We start from the raw sequence: 15,134 nt of genomic DNA, 5'->3' as shown, positions 1-15,134 counted from the left end.
ATTACTCATCGCGTATTACCTGCCTTTGAAATGAACCCTCGTTCACATAGGAAATCAGCCCGTCGAAGCTCGCCAGCTATAACTGACTTCCTCGAAGGCTCATATCAAAGTGATTGGATTCGACGTTAAAAATTGTGCTGTGAATGCACGGTGAAAATAAAAATGCCACCAGCCCGTGTGCGTTGGGTACGCGATGGGAACGGGTGGCAGCATGCGTTATTCCTGTAGCCACTCAGGGAATGGACAGAGGAATAAAAAAAGCCCCTGATTATTCAGAGGCTCATTGGCATTCGGTCTTTATGTAATCCTGCAAGTACTTAGTCTGTCGCTCGTTCTCCGCCATCATTTCTCTGAGGCGGTAATAATCTTGTCGAGCTGGTTCGGTAAGTTGTGGGGTTCCTGCATTGACCACGCCGCTGGAGGCGGGGGTTTCAGACACAGGACAGGTGGCCTTGATGCGCAGCTTGCGACGGCCAGCGGCAACATCAGCCCGAAGAGTGTCAATTTCAGTCTTAGCATTGGCGAGTTCCTGAGTGTGCGTTTTGTCGAGTTCATAGAGTTGTTTGATGTGCTCTTGCTGCTTATCTATCGCAATGACCTGTTCGTCATACTCTAACTTTAAGCTAGTGTATTCTTCAGCCTTATTATGGTACTCACTGTAATAGAACCAGAGCAGGCCAGAGACAATCACCATTGCACCCAGAGTGAAGTACTGGCTGTTGAATTTCATATCACCCACCTTATTCAGTGCGTGTTGTTTTACCCTTACCTGTTTCAGCCAGAACAAGATCCAGAACTAAGCCAGTGGCCTGCCCGACCAACCCCCTTATCTTGTTTTCATGTTCAGGCCTGACCTTCTTCCATTCGTTGAGTCCGGTGCCAAACACACTGGCTAGCTGCTTGTCTCTTTTTAAGTCAGCACAGGCTTGATTCAGTTCTTCCAACACACTACGCTTGCGAGGATTGACCACCACTCCCTTTGTCCAGTATTCATAAAGCACGTCGTCGCACTCATCCTGATAGCGGATCACTTTGTCCCTAATCTCAGGCTTAACTTTGTTGGGATAAATAGTTTGTAGCCACCCAGCCAGTTTACGCAGCGGAAGACAAATCATATCTCGCATCTTCCCATCAGCAGCAACCATGGGGATTTCCACCATAGTTGATTTGAACCGTTGGTTTAGCTTGGTTAACTGGCTTTTCCAGTCCAGCCCTATACCTTCAACAATGGGTTTCATCGGCACATGCGGTTCATTGTTGTATTCCACAACATAAAGTTCATCGTCATAAAAAGGGACTGTGATTGTGTACATATTGCGTATTCCTATAGAAATAAGAGCCTGCTGACGTAGAAATATCGCCCATGAGAGGTCGCCACCTGGCGATAATTCTCAGGCTCTATTTCTATAAGCTCATGATTGGATTTTGCGCACGTCAGTACGCAGATAAAAAGAAGCCCCGCAGATGCGAGGCTCAGGATTCAGATTAAGCTGTAGGCTTTTTCAAACGTTGCCTCAGAATAATGCTGCTTGCCGTTCTCGTGCCGGATAATGGCTTTTGATAGTCCAATCAGCGTCGGTTTATTCACTTCAATCTTTTCGAACTGATCTACATTGAGTGCCTTAGCAACACTGTTAATATATGCAGTGGTGTTATTTTCCGAGTCTGGCGCATAGCGGTTGATGATTTTAGAGACGCTGTTGTGCCCGCCTTTATGGTAATTACACAGCAACTTCATCAGTGCCCGAATACCATATTCCGGTGATTCAAACCGACAGAACCGGGATTCAATCTTCGGGTCATGCTGCAATTGACCCTGCCAGTTATTTTTCGGGTTATAGTCAATATTGCCGGGATTGTTATTGCGAATGCCTCTGGTCACTGTTTATCTCCCAACCGTTTATTGATAGTGCGGATAGCAAACTCACGTATCTTCTCAACGCCAATAAAACCCACCAGCCCACCAACAAAAGGGGCGGCATTACTGGGTATGCCGAACAGCTCTAAGCCACTTGAAATCCCCCATGACAACGCCCCGCACAGAATGCCTTCTATCCATTTGTTTTTACGGTCTACGCCGTCATACACCAGACGTCCGTAACAAATGACGATAGCTAAAACAGAGCCGGATATCTGCGGCCACGAATTTTTAAGGCCATCCAAGAGGTCGGCCCATAAATCAGGATTTTCTTTCATCTTCATAATCCACCCCATTAGAGTAATGGGCGTCCGTGGGGTGAACGAGGGTTACCCCGGTGAGTTGTAGTGATCGGGTTCAAGGATTGTCTGGTCTAATTTGAAAAACCTAACACCTTGCGTTTTATCTTCTTTTAAAATGGCTTTTTTAATTCTTTGGAGGGCAATTCTGGAAATCAATTCGGGTATTGACTCCCTGATACAATACGCTGTTGCACCCGCCTTCTTTGAGACAGGCTCCGGTGATTGAACGAGGATAAACTTTCTTCTGCCGCCATCTTTCTTGTTTTGTTTCAACACCGCATGACCTGTAGAACCACTCCCCGCAAAAAAATCAAGAATAATATCTTCGCTATCCGTGACCTTCATTAAGTGCTCAATTAATCCTGTTGGCTTGGGATAGTCAAAAACAGAGGAACCGAGAAGGCTTTCAACCTCTTTACTGCCCTGCTTCGTGGTAAAACCGGTTATTATTGTTTTTGGGTGTTCGGTGCCGCGCTTTTTAACATACTGGAGCACACCGTTCTGTTTGAAAAAGAACTCAACAACCTGCTGCCCTTTAGAGTCAAAAGTCTCATTCCCTGACAGCCAGTTTTCGATTTGACGCTTCATCGTCCAGCCCGCTTTTAGCGTAACTTCACTGGCTAAGACGCCATCCTTACACTCAAACACACCAGCAGTCACTTCAATAACTTCTTTATCGCCAAATACTGACGGAAACGTTTTATTTTCACCCAAGAACCTGATCCCTGCAGGGAAGGTTATTTCTGACGCCGGGTTTTTTACGCTTACCCTTTTTATTGCGCGATCTGAAACCAGGCTATCATCGCCCTTATAAACAATACGGGGTAATTGAGATAGGTCTTTTGCATACGCTAAGATATATTCATGTTCTCTGGTAAACGTTGATGATGAAGTTCTTCCGTTCTTCCAAATCAATCTTTCAACGAAATTATCTTCACCAAATATCTCATTGCATAAATAAGACAGGTTAACCACTTCATGATCATCTATGGATATAAATATAATTCCATCGTCAGATAATAAATCTCTGGCTGACTTCAATCTGGGGTACATCATATTGAGCCAGTTGTCACGGAAGCTATCTTTATAAATAAAATCCTTGCCTGTGTTATAGGGCGGATCGATATAAATCATCTTCACTTTCTTGTGACAGGACTTTTGTAATAACTTAAGCACTTCAAGGTTGTCACCCTCAATAAACAGGTTTTCCGTGGTATCCCAGTTCACACTTTCTTCTTTACAAGGGCGTAAGGTGCCTGCCGGAGGTGTTTGCGCAATTTGACGTGCACGAGTCTTCCCCTGCCACGTGAAGTTGTAGCGTTCGTTGCTTGTCATCAGCGGAATACCCTGTAACAAAAAGGCCGCCTAAGCGACCTGTGAAAGTATATCGATACACTCAATCCTTTAATCAAGCCTTGAGTCTGTAAACCCCATCATGATTAACCGTTTTATTGCAGAACACACTTCAATGAAAGAATTCTCTTCTAGTGGAAAAGGTATAATGAATTCTTTTTGTCCACTTCCCACATCAACGTGAAGATTTCCATCTGTTATCCACATTGAGATATTAACAGCATACAGATCACCGCCAGTCAGAGGGGTATCATCCACTGTAGTGGCTATTGCGAACTTTAATTCATAGTCTTCGTTTAGAATGAATGAAGCTAAGGGCTTCTTATGGAAATTGCCTTTTTCATCCACAGTTCCAATTGAAACATAGCTATATTCATCACCTTCACTATCCCGCCAAGTTTCATTTGGTAACGATAACGAATCTCGATATTCACTGGTTAATTTATAACCATATTTTTGTAGTTCAGCTTTACGAATTTCATACTTATTAATAAGTTTAGCTCTTTGTTTTTTTATAGCTTCAAATGTAATAGTCACACCTTTCTCCAAAAGTTCGTTATTTCGAATAAGCATGATTACCACCTTTAGAAAAATTTTGCTGTGACCAAAACAAAAAGGCCACGCAAATAGCGCAGCCTTGAATGAGTTGTAAACTCTGAGTTAACTACTGGTAGAAACAAAAAACCCCGCACGGGGCGAGGCTCTTAATTATTCCGACCTCTCAGCCGACATGGTTGGAGTCCCAGACCTAAGTCGAAGTGACCAACTGGGCGGTTCAGTAATAAGCGCCGCCCCGGTTCTCTTATTACCCGCTCTTTCGCTTCTTGCTCCGAGCATAACATAAAATATACACCTGAATTTCTCAAAATCAAGTTATTTTAAATAACATTTATGTTTAGTGATGCATATCGCAGTTTTCTTTTCTAATTTCTCTCTTAATTGCATAGTACATTTCCTCTTCTAGTAATTCTTCTGACCACTCGGAACGCTTTCTAGCCCAATCCACTTTACAGCCAGTTAATCTTGATAATTCACGGGCAATCTTTTGCGGGTATTTGCGTTCACAATATCGTTTAATGGCAATATCCCGAATAGGATTACCCCGCTTAAACGTCTTATTCAGAACCATTTCAATAAAGGCGGCATCATCTGATTCTTTGGCAAGAGCGATGATGTCGCTTAATGTTTGCTTGGGGTTTAGAACTTCATGAGCCTTCCGAAATAACTCATCGCCTTCGTAGCCTAGTTTATGCAGATCTTTCACTACCTTGACGATTCTCTCACCTTCGGCATCAGTCCAGTCTTCACGAGTCATTAAGCGACCTATGACGCTGCAGTCTCCACCAGGATATTCATTCCCTCCATATTGCTTACCCCAAATCATCATCAAATACCTGACCCAGACACGTTGGCTTGGTGTAATAGTTTTCCAGCCTTTACCCCACACCCGACGCAAATCTTTCTTGTTGGCTACATAGGCCAGCAATGGGAATGATTCTTTACTCCTCATCTTATTCCTCTCTGGTTCCCTTTCAGCTTTGATTTTGTCATCAGTACCCCATTGCATATAACGTGATACTGACATTTAAAATCACGTGCGAACTTGCCAACTGTCATTCTGTTAATACCCAATTAACGGGCTAACTGAGTTTGATTACCTCTGTGCTTTATGAGTAGATCAGGGATTGATGTCATTTCCAATATCATGCAGCCTCCCGTTTCAATATTTTTAGCCTCTCCTGAAACTCAGCTTTAATCGCCTTACATTCCTCAATCGTCCAGCGATGACGGTCATGGTTGGATTCGACGGACTCTACCTCTGCCAGACCAATACGGCTGATCAACTCCACCCTGTAAGGAACAATATTCCCGGACTTATGCTGGTTACAGACAACACACTGACGATGGATATTGCGTTCATCAAACCGCAGTTGAGGTGCTGATGATGTTGTCCGATAATGACCAGCATCCCATTGAGAAGACACAAACGTGCCACACGAGACGCACGGCAAATCGCGGTCTCGTTCTCTGATATAGGCATTTACGGCTTGCTGGGCTTGTTGAATCCAATAACTGCGGGGTTTTACTGCGAGTTTGCGGGATTTGAGTTTGTCGCGGGCTTCTGCTTCTTTTCGTCGTCGTTCTCGTTGTCGTTTCTGTTCGGCTTGCTCCCTATCTCTGTTTCTTTTCCTGATTGCTAACTCCGCGCCATGTTCCGGGCTACACCACCATATATTGTCATATTGAGGGTGAAACCATGTCTGGCAGATCTTACATTTCCGCCGCCTTAGCTTTTTCATCCCTTTCCGCCTTTTGTTTGTTGTATATCGCCCAATCTATCGCATCCAGCTTTTTCCGACCTTTCGTATCAATGAGATGAATACCATCCTGACATGCATGGTTTTCCTCAACGTCAATTCGGAGTCGCTCTAAATCGGCGTAACTATGTTGAGCCAGCTTTAATCTGTTCCATCCGTAATTACGTGGCAATTTATCCACCATCTTATCCCCCTTTGCCATTTTTTATATTTTCCCGTTTCTTCTTAAATTCATCATGCTTGATCAATGTGAGTACGACACCTAAATAAAAAACACACCCGATATAACTGACAGTCGATGAACGCCCGAAAATAGCCAATATTAAGTATTTGAACGTTCGTTTTATTATCGGCCATCGCTTGTACTCTCGTTCGCGCCGAATGACACTATCAACTCCATCAAGATAGGAATGATTATCCACCTTATCCCCCTAACGCCAGTCCGATAATTAGCATGGCTGCCACCCAAAAGCCGATGAATAGTAGGTATTTCATTTCCCCACCTTCGCCCAATCAAACAATGCGTTGACCATCAGATATAAAACAACAAATCCGCAGAACTGCGAAAATGTAATTTTCAGCATAAAAATCGCATCACCCCATGTTGGCAATTGCCAATTCACGATGCTGTGGAAAAATAAAAACACGGAATTGAATATCAACATTAAAGTTCCAATCAGTAAAATGAATCTTGATTTACTCACTGCTCCTGCCTCCGTTTAAGTTTCATGTACTCACTGTCATCTGGCACTGTCACGAAACATCCAATGCCAGCCGCCCATTGCTCAATCTGTTCCATGAACCGAAACATCTCACCAGTATCCAGTTTGGATGTCTGGCGGAGTGTCCTGACGCGCTCTGGCTCCTGCGTTCTGGCATCAATCCTCTCCACAACCTCATAGCCCAAGAAAGTATGTTTGAGCATGTCCTTAACTTCATCTGGTGAAAACTTTGCCCCGTTGGATTTCAGATAGCGACTAATCTCGCCGAACCACATATGCGCGGTAGCGTTCTGAGATAATGATCGGGTATTTTTCCACGGCTTGATGATGATTCGGTGAGGTTGTTTTGTTGCGAGAACTTCTTTGAGTTGTTGCCAGGCGGCTTGTTTGGTTGATTCGTGGAAGAGAAAACTACATTCCATCTACCCTCCGTTATTTGCCCTCTGGTTCCATGCCTGAATTGCCGATTTCTCCGCTTTCTCGTAACTATTTTCCCATTTCGACAACGGACCATCTGTTCCGCAATTACCGCAGTTAATCCAAGATACGTACTCATCCAATGGACCCATATCCTCATAATCAGGACAAAGATCATTCCCACCACAAAACGGGCACGGTTTAAGTTTGTCTGTCATTATTCCTCCACTAATTCATCCGGTATTTCTACCTCGTCGCCTAATTGTGCAGCGACTACAGCGCGGCAAATGGCTATTTGTGGTGTGTCGCCTGTTTGCGTTTTAAAAATCGAAAAATCACCAACTCGCACGGCTCTACAATTTGCCACCCAATGATCACCTCTAAATGCCATATGAGTAAAATCATCAATGTATTTCTCAATCAACTGTCCGCATATAGACCAGTCAGAAGATGGCTCCCAGCAGGCTGCATAGCGACAACCATTGAATGTCGCAGAAATGTTTTTATTTTCATTAATCTTTACGTCACAAGCAGTAACCCTAGCCACAGCCCAATCCAACGCCTTACCCGTCAATTCACTTGTTTTGATTTTCATTTTTTGAAGTCCCTTAACCAGCCAATAATGTGATAATCCACATCTTTAGGTAGACCATTGCGATATTTCTCTCTGGTTTCTCCATGGAGTTCCATCTGGATAATGGCAAAAATCCAGAAGCATGTTGGATACAAGATTATTTGTAACAAAAAACCAATTAGCTTTGCTATGAATACAGGCAGTTCCCTGATTTCATAATCCAAAAAATCATTCAACCCATCTCTGCTGAATGCATATTTTATATTTCCTAAGAAACGATTGACTTGATAGCAGATAACGTCGCCAAATGTATAATCATATCCAGCTATCACAGCCCACGTTGGACGATCTAAATAATGCTCCAACATCACGGGATATTGTTTGTAATACCTCATATCAAAAGTCCTTATATTATTCCCACACTGCATAAGCGATTGATTCATCTGATGAATCATCAATATCAACATATCCAGTGTGACCACATTCAATACAAGTCACTTTGTCTTCCTCGCGCAGCCATCCTTCCTTCCTGCTCTCAGTTTCTACCAATGCCACCCCAGAACCGCAACGAGCGCAATCACCTAGCCAATCAACTTTTACTGTCTTCATCTCAATAGTCCTTACGGTGGGGTTTCAAATTGAATTTACGCCTGATTTCAGCTAGATGATTCAGAGCGCGTTCTTTGCTGGTCGGAATATGTGATTTAGTAAGCTGAATTCTGGGTTCGGGTATATTTTCACCAGCTTGAATCCGCTTCGCCATTGCCTTTAATTCACGGCTACAGAGTTTTTTTACATCTGAATTGGTTAAGTTCTGATATATCATTTCAGAATAAATCTTTGTCACCATCCAGTAACAAGCGTTAGACTGCCATTGATAATCCCCCCAACCACGGCGCTTACAGTAATCAAGGAACATGTCGTACAGTTCATCTTCGTTGGGTAGACCAACTGCGATAGCCTCTCCCTGTTTACACCATTTCACGAACAGTCCGGGCGAAGGCCAGAACGGGGATTCATTGGCACGAGCCTGACGCATTCCCGCAGACAGTTGTTCTTTGGTGCGAATACCATTCTCAGCAAAGGCGGCGATCCATTGCTGTTTAGCTAATGCTTCGTCCGATTTGTTTCGCAGAATAGTTTGTGTTGCAGCAGGAAAAACCTGTTTCAACTGCTCAAATAGCTTGTTAACCAGTCGTTCGGCATTCTCATTCACCACTGGCTGGTTGTTCGGCTGACGATCCTCTGACAGTCGAGACAATGCCGCACCATCACGATTAGCGATGGCGTTAACCAGATTGCGATTCATAGAAAGTCCTCCCATGCCTCAACGGTATTCCAGTTGCTGGCTGACTCTGAGTTGGGGTTGGTGATCTGCTTCCGGCTGAATTGCTGATTGTTCTGGTAATTCAATTTCTGACTGGCAGTAATAAACCAGTTTTTCGGCTTATCAGCCTGAAACTCAATATCCAAACGTTGCAATTGAGTATCCAGATCGATATGAGGGAAAATCTTTTTCCAGCTGTCATAGTCTTTTTGATGGAGTTTTATCACCTCACCCTTGAATGAATATTGACCTTCCACACGAGGAGCGTTAGCGACTTTCGCTATTGTTTTTATAGGTTCATTGACTGGATCAAAAGAGTGACTGGTTCTGGGTGCAGAATTTTCACCAGGGGGTGGTGCAACAGTTTCACTAGGGGGGTGCAATTCTTTCACTACCCCTAGTGCAGAATTTTCACTAGGGGGTGAATTTTTTGCACCATCTAAATCTAAGATATAAACATTAGACGAATTCCCTTTTTCACCCTTTCTGAAAACTTTTCTAACCAGACCTTGCTGGCATAAATCATCAATATGTTTAATGACACTTCTGCGGCTTATTTCACACTGATCAGCTACGTGCTGGTAAGAGGGAAAACATTCACCTTTATCATTGGCATTATCAGCCAGCTTAAGTAATACCAATTTTCTTGATGGGTTACCGACTTTCATCTGCATGGCTTTAGCCATTAAAATCATGCTCATTTTTCTTATTCCTTGATTGTGACTTTCACCAAGGCTTGTAATTATTCAAGTACGTAAAATTCCTAAAGTGAAACTTCGTTTAATAAATAAACAAAAATATCAACTATCCTGAGATAGATGGTGATTAATGATGATCATCATAGATGTGGTAGAAACTGCCCTCTTAAAGAGGGTTAGTAATGGTTTAGCCTACCAAAGGGTTGATAGGGACTCCCCACACGGGCGGGGCATTCATTGTAAGAAAGCGGGAATGGTTATTTAGAGCCGTATTGCAGCCATTCAGGATCACATTTCAGCGCCCTAGACAATTCCAGAATAAATCTTGGGCGCCGGGTTAATCCTGCTTCAATGCTTTGAATCGCCTGTTGCCGAATACCTACAATTGCAGCAAGTTCAGATTGAGTCATGTTCATTTCTGAACGTCTGATTTTCACACGTTCCGATAATGTTTCCATTGCACCTCCTATACAAAATTTCTTGTATTTAAGATCAAAGTTGCTTGTTTGTCAAATGCAACTTTTCTTGTGAAAATTAGGGATCAGACACAGGAGTAGATATGTCAATTTCAGAGCGCGTCAGAAATCGCAGGATTGAGCTAAACCTAACTCAAGTAGAGTTAGCGGCTCTTGCTGGCGTTAAACAGCAGTCAATTCAGCAATTAGAAAGTGGCATGACAAAGAGGCCACGGTTTTTGCTTGAATTGTCTAAGGCTTTGAAGTGCTCTTTAGAATGGCTGCAATATGGAACTGGTGAGCCTGATGCGGAAGAAATGTTTCAGTCACCTGAAACTTCAATTCAGCCAACCAATGTGAAAATTCCTCCAAACTATAGAAAATTAACCAAGAAACAGGAGGAATTACTGGATCTATTTGAGAGCTTACCCTCAGAAGAGGCAGATCGTTTTTTACGTGAACTGAAAGCAAAATCAGCTCATTTTGCTGCAATTTTTGCCGAAATGTTGGCAAAGTATGGCAGCAAAGCAGGTTAACAAAACATATACAGTTAGTAAACAATAACGATATGAAATGTTAACTACGTCATAAAATTTAATGCAGGAGCTAAAATGGAGTGTAAAGAAAAAATAGCCTTCATTTTTCCAGCGGCTCAAGATGCGAACGGTAACGAAGGGCCTATTCTTAACTTTCAGTGTGAAAAGTTACCTGTCGATACAAAGATAACCGTTGCCGCTGCATTTGTTGGCCTTAAGCAGCTGAAAGAATATCTAATTTCATTAGATATCGTTAATAAAGATGGAGTAACAATCTTAAAAGAATCCCCAGATAAATTACCAGTAAAGGTGCCCGTAACAGCAAATGATGATGATGCAGACCCCGCGGATGTTCCGGGATTTCTTCGTGCTGATCTTTCAGTCAGAATGATGAGTATCGGTGTTCATACTATCAAAATTTCTATTACTAGTGCTAACGAGCTAAGTAAGATACTTCATGAAACAGAAGCTCGCTTTAGAGTTATTCTCAAAGGAGAATTGAGATGAACCCTGAAAGCTCTAACGTTGTTGATTTTTCTAGTGGGAAAAGATTAGTGTCTAATGTTTCACCAAATGATGGACATCATCCCGACAATCAATCATCATTAAAGAATGGCAATGGTGGAGGAGGTGGAAATATGGAAACTAGAGTGAAAAGGCTAGAAGAAGATGTACATTCCATTAAAGTAGATCTCGCTGTCATCAAATCAAACTATGCAACAAAAGCTGATTTGCATGAAGAACTAGGCAAGCAAACTAAATGGATAGCAGCAACCATCATAGCTACAGCGAGTATTGCAATTGCCGTATCTAAGCTGATTTTTTAGTTTTCACTGAAAGCTAAAAAAGCCCTCCCTGGAGGGCTTTTTTTATGCCTGTCACATCCCTTCCTTTGGTCAATTCGCGACCTAAATCACAATATCCCATTCAGAGAAAAATTTATTCCATTTAAAATCAATTTCTTATATTAAACGAAAGGGGAAATGCAAATTTTCTTGTTTACAAAATACAAATTTTCTTGTAATTTTTATCCCAACGAACAGGCAGAACGCCCACGAAGTAGCCGCCAGTGGCATATGAAGAACTGGATGATTCGATACCAAGTTAAAGCAGTACTTACAATGAATGCTCCGCCCGTGTGGAGAGTCCCTACCCAAAGTGATTTTTGGGGCGTGGTTAGCAGAGTCTAAGGATAGACGAAGTGAGTCGCTGGAAAATTTGCGCTCCTCATTTAGAGGACTACAAATTTCAAGCTGTCTCTCAGTTCATTAACTGCGCCCCAAAAATTACTGATTAGGGGTAATCAAATGGAAAGTATCACTATCTTGCCTAAAGGTGGTCGCTTAAGCTCCAAAATGCGCCGTCATCTGAGACGTGGCGATCTGATAACTTGTCATCGTTTAAAAGAGCATATTCGCCAATCCGAAATAAAAACGCTGGAGAATATTATCGATAAAGCGTTTGGTATAGAAACAGAACCACGCAAGGTATTAACACTCAAGCGTAATCCACAAAACGATGGCGCTAATGTAATAAGTAATTTGGTCGCTCAGGTTAAAGGCGATAAGTCTCAAGAACCAAGCTTTAATAATTGCTGCTTACCCAATGCAGCACTTTATTCAACCAAAACCAAATCCCGCCGCAGACTGGAGTCGGGCGGGGTGACAGCGAGATGTTAAATAACAATAGAGGTATTTATGGAACCAGTTAATATAGGAACATTAGAGAGCGAAATAGCAAACACTTTGCAAGAACTACTTAATGCCTTAAAGCACAAGGTGAAAGAAGTGGAGGCTATCACGCCAGAAAGTTTGTTGCTTGGTAAATTTAAGTCTCATCGTGCGCTCGAAGAAAAACACATTATCTTTGGTAAAGAGGTCAGTGATTATGCAATGACTGTGTTAGAGGGTCTAATTAAGCAACCTTTACAGAACGTTGCAGAATCCTGCGCAAAAAAAGGAATGAACGAAAAAGACATACAAGCGGCGACAACCGCCGCTGTAAAAGGGATTTTAGCAGGAGTTAACACTTTACTTGATTCTACTTCGCTTCAAAACCGGATTTAGACCTCATTCCATTTGTTTTTAAGCCTTTTTCGAAATAATTTTTCAATTCGATATATTTTTCGAGAAATTCATCTTGGTACATTTGCATTTTTTCTCGTCTCAAAAACTCAATAGCAAGTTTTGATGCTACTTCTTCAGCAGTCATTTGCTCAGTCCTTCTTAACGTTGGGGAGAGCAAACTATAACCGATTTCTTTGCGTTGGGGAATGCAAGGAACCACCTCGCCTGACGTGGCTAAAAGCAGGCAACTAACCAAATAAACAATATTAATTCTGAGGTGAATAAATATGGATACTAAAGAAATAGCATTAGCGTATCAGAAATTAGAATCAGCAAAAAATACAGAGCAGGCGCTTTCAATGGCTTATCAAATTGCGTCAAACTCTAATATGCCAGATAGCGTTAGAGAATTGTTCACGCAATTAATGAAATCATTTAGTGAGCACCGTAGTGAATTACAAGGTGCAGCTAGTGACATATTATTCAAGTAACTAACTCCAGCTCATTTCCGAGTGGGCTGTGGTGAGTTAATAATTGGAGGATAATAATGAAATTAAATTTAAAAATGTGGGTTGAATTGTCAAACTATGAAGAAATTACGGCATTTGAATTTGTCGATGAGGGGGAATCGGCATCGTTAATATGTGATGATGAAGAATCATTATTATTATCTCTCAATAAATGTCAGGAAATTATCGACGTGATCAGGGGGTCATTAAAAAAGTAGCCTCGCCGATGCGGGGTTTTTTATTACCTGAATAACTGGAGGATTTATGGAGTGGGTTAAGCTCAGTGATAACAGGCCTTCATATGGTAGATATTTAGTGCTGTACCGAAGTTCAATCAATAGAACCCGCTACTCAGTAGCAACATTCTGTGGCGTCACTAGAAGTATCTGCAGTGATGAGCTTATTGATACGTGGTATGTAGAACCCAGCGGAGGTATGCAATTATCTGAATCAGAAATTACACATTACATGCCATTACCAGAACCACCGAAAGGAGAATAACAATGATTGAGGTATTTAAAGCCATGCAAGATTATGAAAATGGGATAACTCCAGAAAAAGAGTTATTACGTGATTATTTTGCTGGTAAGGCATTACATGCATTAATTATTAATTGCACTCTGTTACCCAAGATAGCTGATGGATGGGCAAATTCATTGGCGAAAGAAGCTTACAAAATGGCAGATGGAATGATGAAAGAACGGGAAATAAAATGAATAAAATAACATTAACGATTCAACAAATTCAGCGCCTTTGTGATTTCGTAGGCATCTCTTACGAGAAAGTAGAAGAAGTAAGATTAGGCGAAGAATTTACTATTGGCACTAATTTAGCGATTCAGGATGAAGGCGGTTTTTATATAGAACAACTGGGTGTCTATTGCACTGATTACCCAGAAGACGGCGCAATGCCACTGGAGGATAAATAACAATGCCTAAACACGTTCACGCAGATTTAATCGCAGAGTATGCGAAATTAGCACAGGTTACTGATAAACCGTGGGAATATTTTGAATTTCGATGCAGTGATTATGCGAATTGGGATAAATGCGAAGTAGATATAAGTTTCTTTAGTACTACTCAATACAGATTAAAACCCCGCACTATCAAAATCGGGGAATATGATGTTCCTGAGCCATATAAGGGTGAGCTTAATTTCAGTCAACCATTTTATTATCCATGTATAGACTGCCATGATAAATTTGTGATAACTGCTTGGTGGTGCAAAGAAAACAAGGAGTATATGCATTTAATGAAAAATGGACTTATCCACCTCGACCGCGAATCTGCCGAACTCCACGCCAAAGCGCTTATTGCTCTGACTGCAAAATGATTCCCGATAGTTTCTATTATTATTCACTTTCAATTCTAGCCGTCATATTCACTCTACTTATCGCCAGATAATTAATTATGAAAATCAACAGACGTCTTCTATGTCAGGCGCAAGAACTGGCAGGGATAGCTTGTCATCTGCGTTGTGAAGACGTCTGGTGGCTGGCTATGGAAATACTTAAACGCAGTTATGGGAGGTCATGATGAAAGTATTGGCTTCAAGAGTTTCAGTTCAACAATACTGTCATGGATTAAACGAAGTTGAATTTACAGAAGGTGTTAACCGCATCGAGGGGAAGATAGACGAAATCCTTAATGTCAGCCAATGGGGAATGCCTGAATTAGTTCAATACCTCAATGACATGGATATGATGGATAGCTATTTGAAACAACTCAATACCCAACGGCAAAAAAATAACCCACGCGTCAAGCCTGTTTACCAGCTTGAATTTCACCACTGGAAGCCCATCAAGGCTAAATGGGCTGAATTTACTGACCTGTTCCTTTCATCAAAGATACACGCCATAGTTTGTGGCCGCGCAGGATCTATTTACGAGTACCAGAAAAACGATGAAACAGGAAAAATGGGGTCATGCTCCCAATGATTA

32 protein-coding genes are annotated in these 15,134 nt (G+C 41.9%); 13 read left to right on the top strand and 19 right to left on the bottom strand.

Annotation, left to right across the window (positions count from 1 at the left end):
• Positions 1 to 280: 280 nt before the first annotated feature.
• From ABLA85_RS03610 to ABLA85_RS03525, 18 genes are all read right to left on the bottom strand, one after another.
• The gene (locus ABLA85_RS03610) at positions 281 to 730 is read right to left on the bottom strand and encodes a lysis protein (RefSeq protein ID WP_367961452.1); all 450 of its coding nucleotides are present in this window, start codon (positions 728 to 730) and stop codon (positions 281 to 283) included.
• Positions 731 to 740: 10 nt separating this feature from the next.
• A complete protein-coding gene (locus ABLA85_RS03605; RefSeq protein WP_367961450.1) occupies positions 741 to 1,313 on the bottom strand; it encodes a phage antirepressor N-terminal domain-containing protein in 573 nt (190 codons plus the stop codon).
• Between the two features lie 167 nt (positions 1,314 to 1,480).
• Positions 1,481 to 1,882: a structural protein gene (locus ABLA85_RS03600; protein ID WP_367961448.1), complete on the bottom strand. Its 402-nt coding sequence runs from the start codon at positions 1,880 to 1,882 to the stop codon at positions 1,481 to 1,483.
• Positions 1,879 to 2,202 (bottom strand): phage holin, lambda family, encoded by a 324-nt coding sequence (locus ABLA85_RS03595; RefSeq protein ID WP_367961445.1) that lies wholly within the window; start codon positions 2,200 to 2,202, stop codon positions 1,879 to 1,881. Before ABLA85_RS03595 ends, ABLA85_RS03600 begins: the two co-directional genes overlap by 4 nt.
• A gap of 45 nt (positions 2,203 to 2,247) precedes the next feature.
• On the bottom strand, positions 2,248 to 3,555 hold the full coding sequence (locus tag ABLA85_RS03590) for a site-specific DNA-methyltransferase (protein WP_367961443.1): 1,308 nt from the start codon (positions 3,553 to 3,555) through the stop codon (positions 2,248 to 2,250).
• 69 nt (positions 3,556 to 3,624) lie between these two features.
• The gene (locus tag ABLA85_RS03585) at positions 3,625 to 4,146 is read right to left on the bottom strand and encodes a hypothetical protein (protein WP_367961441.1); all 522 of its coding nucleotides are present in this window, start codon (positions 4,144 to 4,146) and stop codon (positions 3,625 to 3,627) included.
• A 322-nt stretch (positions 4,147 to 4,468) separates the two neighbouring features.
• Positions 4,469 to 5,158 carry a hypothetical protein gene (locus ABLA85_RS03580; protein WP_367961439.1) on the bottom strand — a complete coding sequence of 230 codons (690 nt, stop codon included), beginning with the start codon at positions 5,156 to 5,158 and terminating at the stop codon, positions 4,469 to 4,471.
• Positions 5,159 to 5,276: 118 nt separating this feature from the next.
• Entirely contained in the window at positions 5,277 to 5,873 is a 597-nt protein-coding gene (locus tag ABLA85_RS03575) for a recombination protein NinG (protein WP_367961436.1), read from the bottom strand.
• Positions 5,845 to 6,075: a hypothetical protein gene (locus ABLA85_RS03570; RefSeq protein ID WP_367961434.1), complete on the bottom strand. Its 231-nt coding sequence runs from the start codon at positions 6,073 to 6,075 to the stop codon at positions 5,845 to 5,847. Before ABLA85_RS03570 ends, ABLA85_RS03575 begins: the two co-directional genes overlap by 29 nt.
• 1 nt (position 6,076) lies before the next feature.
• A complete protein-coding gene (locus ABLA85_RS03565) occupies positions 6,077 to 6,313 on the bottom strand; it encodes a hypothetical protein (protein WP_367961432.1) in 237 nt (78 codons plus the stop codon).
• Positions 6,314 to 6,591: 278 nt separating this feature from the next.
• Positions 6,592 to 7,035: a YbcN family protein gene (locus tag ABLA85_RS03560; RefSeq protein ID WP_367961429.1), complete on the bottom strand. Its 444-nt coding sequence runs from the start codon at positions 7,033 to 7,035 to the stop codon at positions 6,592 to 6,594.
• Positions 7,036 to 7,248 carry a Lar family restriction alleviation protein gene (locus tag ABLA85_RS03555; protein ID WP_367961428.1) on the bottom strand — a complete coding sequence of 71 codons (213 nt, stop codon included), beginning with the start codon at positions 7,246 to 7,248 and terminating at the stop codon, positions 7,036 to 7,038.
• Positions 7,248 to 7,625 (bottom strand): phage protein NinX family protein, encoded by a 378-nt coding sequence (locus tag ABLA85_RS03550; RefSeq protein ID WP_367961426.1) that lies wholly within the window; start codon positions 7,623 to 7,625, stop codon positions 7,248 to 7,250. Before ABLA85_RS03550 ends, ABLA85_RS03555 begins: the two co-directional genes overlap by 1 nt.
• Entirely contained in the window at positions 7,622 to 7,999 is a 378-nt protein-coding gene (locus ABLA85_RS03545) for a hypothetical protein (RefSeq protein ID WP_367961425.1), read from the bottom strand. The genes ABLA85_RS03550 and ABLA85_RS03545 overlap by 4 nt, the downstream gene beginning before the upstream one ends.
• Before the next feature lie 16 nt (positions 8,000 to 8,015).
• Positions 8,016 to 8,213: a hypothetical protein gene (locus ABLA85_RS03540; protein ID WP_367961423.1), complete on the bottom strand. Its 198-nt coding sequence runs from the start codon at positions 8,211 to 8,213 to the stop codon at positions 8,016 to 8,018.
• Between the two features lies 1 nt (position 8,214).
• The gene (locus ABLA85_RS03535; RefSeq protein WP_367961421.1) at positions 8,215 to 8,913 is read right to left on the bottom strand and encodes a replication protein P; all 699 of its coding nucleotides are present in this window, start codon (positions 8,911 to 8,913) and stop codon (positions 8,215 to 8,217) included.
• Positions 8,910 to 9,632, bottom strand: a complete 723-nt coding sequence (locus ABLA85_RS03530) for a helix-turn-helix domain-containing protein (RefSeq protein WP_367961418.1) — start codon at positions 9,630 to 9,632, stop codon at positions 8,910 to 8,912. The genes ABLA85_RS03535 and ABLA85_RS03530 overlap by 4 nt, the downstream gene beginning before the upstream one ends.
• A 254-nt stretch (positions 9,633 to 9,886) precedes the next feature.
• Positions 9,887 to 10,087 carry a helix-turn-helix transcriptional regulator gene (locus ABLA85_RS03525; protein WP_187650859.1) on the bottom strand — a complete coding sequence of 67 codons (201 nt, stop codon included), beginning with the start codon at positions 10,085 to 10,087 and terminating at the stop codon, positions 9,887 to 9,889.
• A 101-nt stretch (positions 10,088 to 10,188) separates the two neighbouring features.
• Here ABLA85_RS03525 and ABLA85_RS03520 point away from each other — a divergent pair, with 101 nt between their 5' ends.
• The 5 genes from ABLA85_RS03520 to ABLA85_RS03500 all read left to right on the top strand — a co-directional run bounded on the left by ABLA85_RS03520 (position 10,189) and on the right by ABLA85_RS03500 (position 12,686).
• Positions 10,189 to 10,620 carry a helix-turn-helix domain-containing protein gene (locus ABLA85_RS03520; protein WP_367961415.1) on the top strand — a complete coding sequence of 144 codons (432 nt, stop codon included), beginning with the start codon at positions 10,189 to 10,191 and terminating at the stop codon, positions 10,618 to 10,620.
• 75 nt (positions 10,621 to 10,695) lie between these two features.
• The gene (locus ABLA85_RS03515) at positions 10,696 to 11,127 is read left to right on the top strand and encodes a hypothetical protein (protein WP_367961413.1); all 432 of its coding nucleotides are present in this window, start codon (positions 10,696 to 10,698) and stop codon (positions 11,125 to 11,127) included.
• Positions 11,124 to 11,447, top strand: a complete 324-nt coding sequence (locus tag ABLA85_RS03510) for a hypothetical protein (protein WP_367961410.1) — start codon at positions 11,124 to 11,126, stop codon at positions 11,445 to 11,447. The genes ABLA85_RS03515 and ABLA85_RS03510 overlap by 4 nt, the downstream gene beginning before the upstream one ends.
• A gap of 480 nt (positions 11,448 to 11,927) precedes the next feature.
• Positions 11,928 to 12,299, top strand: a complete 372-nt coding sequence (locus tag ABLA85_RS03505; protein WP_367961408.1) for a hypothetical protein — start codon at positions 11,928 to 11,930, stop codon at positions 12,297 to 12,299.
• An 18-nt stretch (positions 12,300 to 12,317) separates the two neighbouring features.
• Positions 12,318 to 12,686: a hypothetical protein gene (locus ABLA85_RS03500; protein WP_367961406.1), complete on the top strand. Its 369-nt coding sequence runs from the start codon at positions 12,318 to 12,320 to the stop codon at positions 12,684 to 12,686.
• On the opposite strand, the gene ABLA85_RS03495 is transcribed toward ABLA85_RS03500, so the two are convergent.
• Positions 12,661 to 12,831 carry a hypothetical protein gene (locus ABLA85_RS03495; protein ID WP_367961404.1) on the bottom strand — a complete coding sequence of 57 codons (171 nt, stop codon included), beginning with the start codon at positions 12,829 to 12,831 and terminating at the stop codon, positions 12,661 to 12,663. The genes ABLA85_RS03500 and ABLA85_RS03495 overlap by 26 nt on opposite strands.
• 142 nt (positions 12,832 to 12,973) lie before the next feature.
• Between ABLA85_RS03495 and ABLA85_RS03490 the strand changes: the two genes are divergently transcribed.
• The 8 genes from ABLA85_RS03490 to ABLA85_RS03455 all read left to right on the top strand — a co-directional run bounded on the left by ABLA85_RS03490 (position 12,974) and on the right by ABLA85_RS03455 (position 15,131).
• Positions 12,974 to 13,177: a hypothetical protein gene (locus ABLA85_RS03490; RefSeq protein ID WP_367961403.1), complete on the top strand. Its 204-nt coding sequence runs from the start codon at positions 12,974 to 12,976 to the stop codon at positions 13,175 to 13,177.
• A 56-nt stretch (positions 13,178 to 13,233) separates the two neighbouring features.
• On the top strand, positions 13,234 to 13,413 hold the full coding sequence (locus tag ABLA85_RS03485; RefSeq protein ID WP_367961402.1) for a hypothetical protein: 180 nt from the start codon (positions 13,234 to 13,236) through the stop codon (positions 13,411 to 13,413).
• 46 nt (positions 13,414 to 13,459) lie between these two features.
• Positions 13,460 to 13,696, top strand: coding sequence for a DUF551 domain-containing protein (locus ABLA85_RS03480; protein ID WP_367961400.1), 237 nt, complete (start codon positions 13,460 to 13,462; stop codon positions 13,694 to 13,696).
• Positions 13,697 to 13,698: 2 nt separating this feature from the next.
• Positions 13,699 to 13,911, top strand: a complete 213-nt coding sequence (locus ABLA85_RS03475; RefSeq protein ID WP_367961398.1) for a hypothetical protein — start codon at positions 13,699 to 13,701, stop codon at positions 13,909 to 13,911.
• Positions 13,908 to 14,123, top strand: a complete 216-nt coding sequence (locus tag ABLA85_RS03470; protein WP_367961395.1) for a hypothetical protein — start codon at positions 13,908 to 13,910, stop codon at positions 14,121 to 14,123. Before ABLA85_RS03475 ends, ABLA85_RS03470 begins: the two co-directional genes overlap by 4 nt.
• Before the next feature lie 2 nt (positions 14,124 to 14,125).
• A complete protein-coding gene (locus tag ABLA85_RS03465) occupies positions 14,126 to 14,527 on the top strand; it encodes a hypothetical protein (RefSeq protein ID WP_367961393.1) in 402 nt (133 codons plus the stop codon).
• A gap of 77 nt (positions 14,528 to 14,604) precedes the next feature.
• Entirely contained in the window at positions 14,605 to 14,730 is a 126-nt protein-coding gene (locus ABLA85_RS03460; RefSeq protein WP_367961391.1) for a hypothetical protein, read from the top strand.
• Positions 14,727 to 15,131 (top strand): hypothetical protein, encoded by a 405-nt coding sequence (locus ABLA85_RS03455; RefSeq protein WP_367961389.1) that lies wholly within the window; start codon positions 14,727 to 14,729, stop codon positions 15,129 to 15,131. Before ABLA85_RS03460 ends, ABLA85_RS03455 begins: the two co-directional genes overlap by 4 nt.
• The last annotated feature ends 3 nt before the right edge of the window (positions 15,132 to 15,134 follow it).

The sequence above is a fragment of the Xenorhabdus sp. SGI246 genome, assembly GCF_040838225.1.
Classification (GTDB): Bacteria; Pseudomonadota; Gammaproteobacteria; order Enterobacterales; family Enterobacteriaceae; genus Xenorhabdus; species Xenorhabdus indica.
Note: the sequence above shows the minus strand (reverse complement) of the source record. Positions and strands in the feature narration are given on the sequence as shown.

Excerpts from the sequence above, each read along its gene's own strand:
- ABLA85_RS03515 (WP_367961413.1), top strand. The coding sequence starts at position 10,696 with ATGGAGTGTAAAGAAAAAATAGCCTTCATTTTTCCAGCGGCTCAAGAT.
- ABLA85_RS03530 (WP_367961418.1), bottom strand. The coding sequence starts at position 9,632 with ATGAGCATGATTTTAATGGCTAAAGCCATGCAGATGAAAGTCGGTAAC.
- ABLA85_RS03470 (WP_367961395.1), top strand. The coding sequence starts at position 13,908 with ATGAATAAAATAACATTAACGATTCAACAAATTCAGCGCCTTTGTGAT.
- ABLA85_RS03480 (WP_367961400.1), top strand. The coding sequence starts at position 13,460 with ATGGAGTGGGTTAAGCTCAGTGATAACAGGCCTTCATATGGTAGATAT.
- ABLA85_RS03520 (WP_367961415.1), top strand. The coding sequence starts at position 10,189 with ATGTCAATTTCAGAGCGCGTCAGAAATCGCAGGATTGAGCTAAACCTA.
- ABLA85_RS03590 (WP_367961443.1), bottom strand. The coding sequence starts at position 3,555 with ATGACAAGCAACGAACGCTACAACTTCACGTGGCAGGGGAAGACTCGT.
- ABLA85_RS03510 (WP_367961410.1), top strand. The coding sequence starts at position 11,124 with ATGAACCCTGAAAGCTCTAACGTTGTTGATTTTTCTAGTGGGAAAAGA.
- ABLA85_RS03475 (WP_367961398.1), top strand. The coding sequence starts at position 13,699 with ATGATTGAGGTATTTAAAGCCATGCAAGATTATGAAAATGGGATAACT.
- ABLA85_RS03575 (WP_367961436.1), bottom strand. The coding sequence starts at position 5,873 with ATGAAAAAGCTAAGGCGGCGGAAATGTAAGATCTGCCAGACATGGTTT.
- ABLA85_RS03570 (WP_367961434.1), bottom strand. The coding sequence starts at position 6,075 with ATGGTGGATAAATTGCCACGTAATTACGGATGGAACAGATTAAAGCTG.
- ABLA85_RS03465 (WP_367961393.1), top strand. The coding sequence starts at position 14,126 with ATGCCTAAACACGTTCACGCAGATTTAATCGCAGAGTATGCGAAATTA.
- ABLA85_RS03580 (WP_367961439.1), bottom strand. The coding sequence starts at position 5,158 with ATGTCAGTATCACGTTATATGCAATGGGGTACTGATGACAAAATCAAA.
- ABLA85_RS03605 (WP_367961450.1), bottom strand. The coding sequence starts at position 1,313 with ATGTACACAATCACAGTCCCTTTTTATGACGATGAACTTTATGTTGTG.
- ABLA85_RS03455 (WP_367961389.1), top strand. The coding sequence starts at position 14,727 with ATGATGAAAGTATTGGCTTCAAGAGTTTCAGTTCAACAATACTGTCAT.
- ABLA85_RS03555 (WP_367961428.1), bottom strand. The coding sequence starts at position 7,248 with ATGACAGACAAACTTAAACCGTGCCCGTTTTGTGGTGGGAATGATCTT.
- ABLA85_RS03545 (WP_367961425.1), bottom strand. The coding sequence starts at position 7,999 with ATGAGGTATTACAAACAATATCCCGTGATGTTGGAGCATTATTTAGAT.
- ABLA85_RS03610 (WP_367961452.1), bottom strand. The coding sequence starts at position 730 with ATGAAATTCAACAGCCAGTACTTCACTCTGGGTGCAATGGTGATTGTC.
- ABLA85_RS03525 (WP_187650859.1), bottom strand. The coding sequence starts at position 10,087 with ATGGAAACATTATCGGAACGTGTGAAAATCAGACGTTCAGAAATGAAC.
- ABLA85_RS03500 (WP_367961406.1), top strand. The coding sequence starts at position 12,318 with ATGGAACCAGTTAATATAGGAACATTAGAGAGCGAAATAGCAAACACT.
- ABLA85_RS03560 (WP_367961429.1), bottom strand. The coding sequence starts at position 7,035 with ATGGAATGTAGTTTTCTCTTCCACGAATCAACCAAACAAGCCGCCTGG.
- ABLA85_RS03505 (WP_367961408.1), top strand. The coding sequence starts at position 11,928 with ATGGAAAGTATCACTATCTTGCCTAAAGGTGGTCGCTTAAGCTCCAAA.
- ABLA85_RS03550 (WP_367961426.1), bottom strand. The coding sequence starts at position 7,625 with ATGAAAATCAAAACAAGTGAATTGACGGGTAAGGCGTTGGATTGGGCT.
- ABLA85_RS03585 (WP_367961441.1), bottom strand. The coding sequence starts at position 4,146 with ATGCTTATTCGAAATAACGAACTTTTGGAGAAAGGTGTGACTATTACA.
- ABLA85_RS03595 (WP_367961445.1), bottom strand. The coding sequence starts at position 2,202 with ATGAAGATGAAAGAAAATCCTGATTTATGGGCCGACCTCTTGGATGGC.
- ABLA85_RS03495 (WP_367961404.1), bottom strand. The coding sequence starts at position 12,831 with ATGACTGCTGAAGAAGTAGCATCAAAACTTGCTATTGAGTTTTTGAGA.
- ABLA85_RS03485 (WP_367961402.1), top strand. The coding sequence starts at position 13,234 with ATGAAATTAAATTTAAAAATGTGGGTTGAATTGTCAAACTATGAAGAA.
- ABLA85_RS03535 (WP_367961421.1), bottom strand. The coding sequence starts at position 8,913 with ATGAATCGCAATCTGGTTAACGCCATCGCTAATCGTGATGGTGCGGCA.
- ABLA85_RS03460 (WP_367961391.1), top strand. The coding sequence starts at position 14,605 with ATGAAAATCAACAGACGTCTTCTATGTCAGGCGCAAGAACTGGCAGGG.
- ABLA85_RS03490 (WP_367961403.1), top strand. The coding sequence starts at position 12,974 with ATGGATACTAAAGAAATAGCATTAGCGTATCAGAAATTAGAATCAGCA.
- ABLA85_RS03540 (WP_367961423.1), bottom strand. The coding sequence starts at position 8,213 with ATGAAGACAGTAAAAGTTGATTGGCTAGGTGATTGCGCTCGTTGCGGT.